Genomic DNA, 3,014 nt, shown 5'->3' on the forward strand with positions numbered 1-3,014 from the left:
TTCGCCGCGTATTCACAAGCCCGCCGTGCAAGCGCGCGTTGCCGCGATCAGCGCCAGGGACAGCCAGCGCCAATCGCCGTTTGCCCAGCGTATCGAGAAGCAGCGGGCCGGCCTCGACCTGCCGCTGTTTCCCACCACTACCATCGGTTCGTTCCCGCAAACTGCGTCGATCCGCCTGGCGCGCCAGTCGTACAAGGCCGGCAAGTTGAGCGAAGCCGAATACGTCGAAGCGATGCACAGCGAGATCAGGCACGCGGTTGAGGTGCAGGAGAACCTCGGGCTGGATGTGCTGGTGCACGGTGAGGCCGAACGTAACGACATGGTTGAATACTTCGCCGAGCAATTGGACGGCTACGCGTTCAGCCGTTTCGGCTGGGTGCAGAGCTACGGTTCGCGCTGTGTGAAACCGGCGCTGATCTACGGCGACCTGAGCCGTCCGAAAGCCATGACGGTCGAGTGGATTCGCTATGCCCAGGGCCTCACGCGCAAGGTGCTCAAGGGCATGTTGACGGGCCCGGTGACCATGCTGATGTGGTCGTTCCCACGGGAAGACGTGAGCCGTGAAGTGCAGGCCCGGCAGTTGGCCCTGGCGCTGCGTGACGAGGTGGTGGACCTGGAAGCCGCCGGTATCAGGATCGTGCAGATCGACGAGGCCGCGTTCCGCGAAGGCTTGCCGTTGCGTCAGGCGCAATGGCCGCACTACCTGGACTGGGCCACCGAAGTGTTCCGCCTGTGCGCCTGCGGCGTGCGTGACGAGACCCAGATCCACACCCACATGTGCTACAGCGAATTCAACGATGTGATCGAGTCCATCGCGGCGATGGATGCCGACGTCATCACCATTGAAACCTCGCGCTCGGACATGGCGTTGCTCGATGCGTTCGAAGCCTTCGCCTACCCCAACGACATCGGCCCCGGCGTCTACGACATCCACTCGCCACGGGTGCCGGAGGTGGCGCAGATGGTTGACTTGCTGCGCAAGGCGGCCAAGCGGATTCCGGCTGAGCGGTTGTGGGTGAACCCCGATTGCGGCCTGAAAACCCGTGGCTGGCCGGAGACGGAAGCGGCGTTGATCCACATGGTGACGGCGGCGCGCCAGCTGCGTGCGGAACTGGGCTGAGGGCGAAGATTGCGCGGTAGACGTTTGCGTTGTACGGCATACTGCGCCAATGACTTTCGACTCGCCGCTCGCCGCTTATCAACACGCTATCGCCCGGCAGGGCTTCGTGCCCGACGACGCTCAACGCCGGGCGGTGCAGGCCTTGCAAGCCTGTCACCAGGCGTTGCACCAGAGTGGTTCGCCGATTACCGGCGTTTACCTGTGGGGGCCGGTGGGGCGCGGCAAGACCTGGCTGATGGACCAGTTCCATCAAAGCCTGCGCGTGCCCGCGCGCCGCCAGCATTTTCATCACTTCATGGGCTGGGTGCACCAGCGCTCGTTCCAGCTCACCGGGACCCGGGACCCGCTGCAGGCGGTGGCGCGGGAACTGAGCCGGGACGTGCGCGTGCTGTGCTTCGACGAGTTGTTCGTCAATGACATCGGTGACGCAATCATTCTCGGCCGTCTGTTTCAGGTGATGTTCGGGGAGGGCGTGGTGATGGTCTGCACCTCCAATCAACCCCCTGAGCATCTGTACGCCGAAGGTTTCAACCGTGAGCGGTTCTTGCCGGGTATCGCGGCGATCAATCGGAATATGCAGGTGCTGGCCGTGGACGGCGGCGAGGATCATCGCCTGCATCCCGGCGTGGGTCTGCAGCGCTACTGGGTCAATCGGCCCGATGCACTGGCCACGCTGTTCCGGCAGATGAGCGACGGGCAAACCCTCAGCGACGAGAAGGAAGTGAACGTGGGGCATCGCACGATAGCGGCGGTGCAGGCCAGTGACGCGGTGCTGTGGTGCCGTTACGCCGAGCTCTGCGAACAACCCCTGGCGGCGATGGATTTCATGCTGCTGTGCGATCGCTTCAAGGCCATCCTGCTGGGAGAGGTGCCCAACCTCAGCGCACAGCAGCGCCCTGGTCGTATTGCCCGGGGTACCGAAGACGGCGCCGAGCGCGTGGTCGCGGGGGATCGGCAATTGCCGGAGTTGTCCAGGCATGATGACAGCGTGCGACGCTTCATCGCGCTGGTGGATGAGTGTTACGACCGCAAAGTGCCGTTGTTCATCGAGGCCCAGGTGCCGCTGGAGCGTCTCTATACCGAAGGCTACCTGGCGTTTCCTTTTCGTCGCACTTTGAGCCGCTTGCGCGAAATGCAGCTGCAGCGCTTCGGCGCCTGAGAGCCCCGCGTTCACTGCGCTTGAGGCGTTGGATACGTGCAATCTACGCGCTTTCTGTCAGACATTTGTCGTTAATCTCCTTCATCTACTGCCGACTCCATGCTTACAATCAACCTTCTCAAAGGGAATCGGTTCCCTGGTTGTCGTTATCGAGGAAGGAAATGGACACCCCAGACATCCTGGTGCTGCAAGCCAGCTACACCAACGCCGTACACGCCGATGCCATCGGTTCGCTGCTCAACCACTATGCTGAAGACCCGATGGGCGGCGGCCACAGTTTGCCGGCCGACCTGTTGCAGCAACTGCCTGCGGAGCTGGCCAAGCGCCCTCATGCGTTCAGTGTGCTGGCGTTCGTTGGGGGTGTCCCGGCCGGGCTGGTCAATTGCTTCGAAGGGTTTTCGACCTTCGCCTGTCGGCCCTTGGTCAATGTCCACGATGTGGTGGTGGCGCAACAGTTTCGGGGCTTGGGGTTGAGTCAGAAGATGCTGCAGAAGGTCGAGGAAATCGCCCGGCAGCGCGGTTGCTGCAAGATCACCCTGGAAGTGCTTGAAGGCAATGCGCTGGCCCAGTCGGCGTATCGCAAGTTCGGTTTTGACGATTCGGTATTTGATCCCGCCCATGGCCGCATGTTGTTCTGGAACAAGGCACTTTAATAAAAGCACTGCAAAAAAGGCGCGATGATGATCGTTCCCACGCTCCGCGTGGGAACGCCGCCCCGGACGCTCCGCGTCCTGC

General features: G+C 62.4%; 3 protein-coding genes. All 3 read left to right on the forward strand.

What is annotated here, in order from left to right:
• The coding region (gene metE / locus BFP90_RS00395) for a 5-methyltetrahydropteroyltriglutamate--homocysteine S-methyltransferase (protein ID WP_083203127.1) at positions 1-1,120 on the forward strand (1,120 nt) is incomplete at its 5' end.
• Positions 1,121-1,169: 49 nt separating this feature from the next.
• Positions 1,170-2,279, forward strand: coding sequence for a cell division protein ZapE (gene zapE / locus BFP90_RS00400; protein WP_065895693.1), 1,110 nt, complete (start codon positions 1,170-1,172; stop codon positions 2,277-2,279).
• Positions 2,280-2,440: 161 nt separating this feature from the next.
• Entirely contained in the window at positions 2,441-2,932 is a 492-nt protein-coding gene (locus tag BFP90_RS00405) for a GNAT family N-acetyltransferase (protein ID WP_065895694.1), read from the forward strand.
• Positions 2,933-3,014 lie beyond the last annotated feature (82 nt).

It is taken from the genome of Pseudomonas sp. 24 E 13 (genome assembly GCF_900004715.1).
Lineage (GTDB): Bacteria > Pseudomonadota > Gammaproteobacteria > Pseudomonadales > Pseudomonadaceae > Aquipseudomonas > Aquipseudomonas orientalis_A.

Bases quoted from the DNA above. Each gene is read 5' to 3' on its own strand.
- zapE (WP_065895693.1), top strand. From the start codon at position 1,170: ATGACTTTCGACTCGCCGCTCGCCGCTTATCAACACGCTATCGCCCGG.
- BFP90_RS00405 (WP_065895694.1), top strand. From the start codon at position 2,441: ATGGACACCCCAGACATCCTGGTGCTGCAAGCCAGCTACACCAACGCC.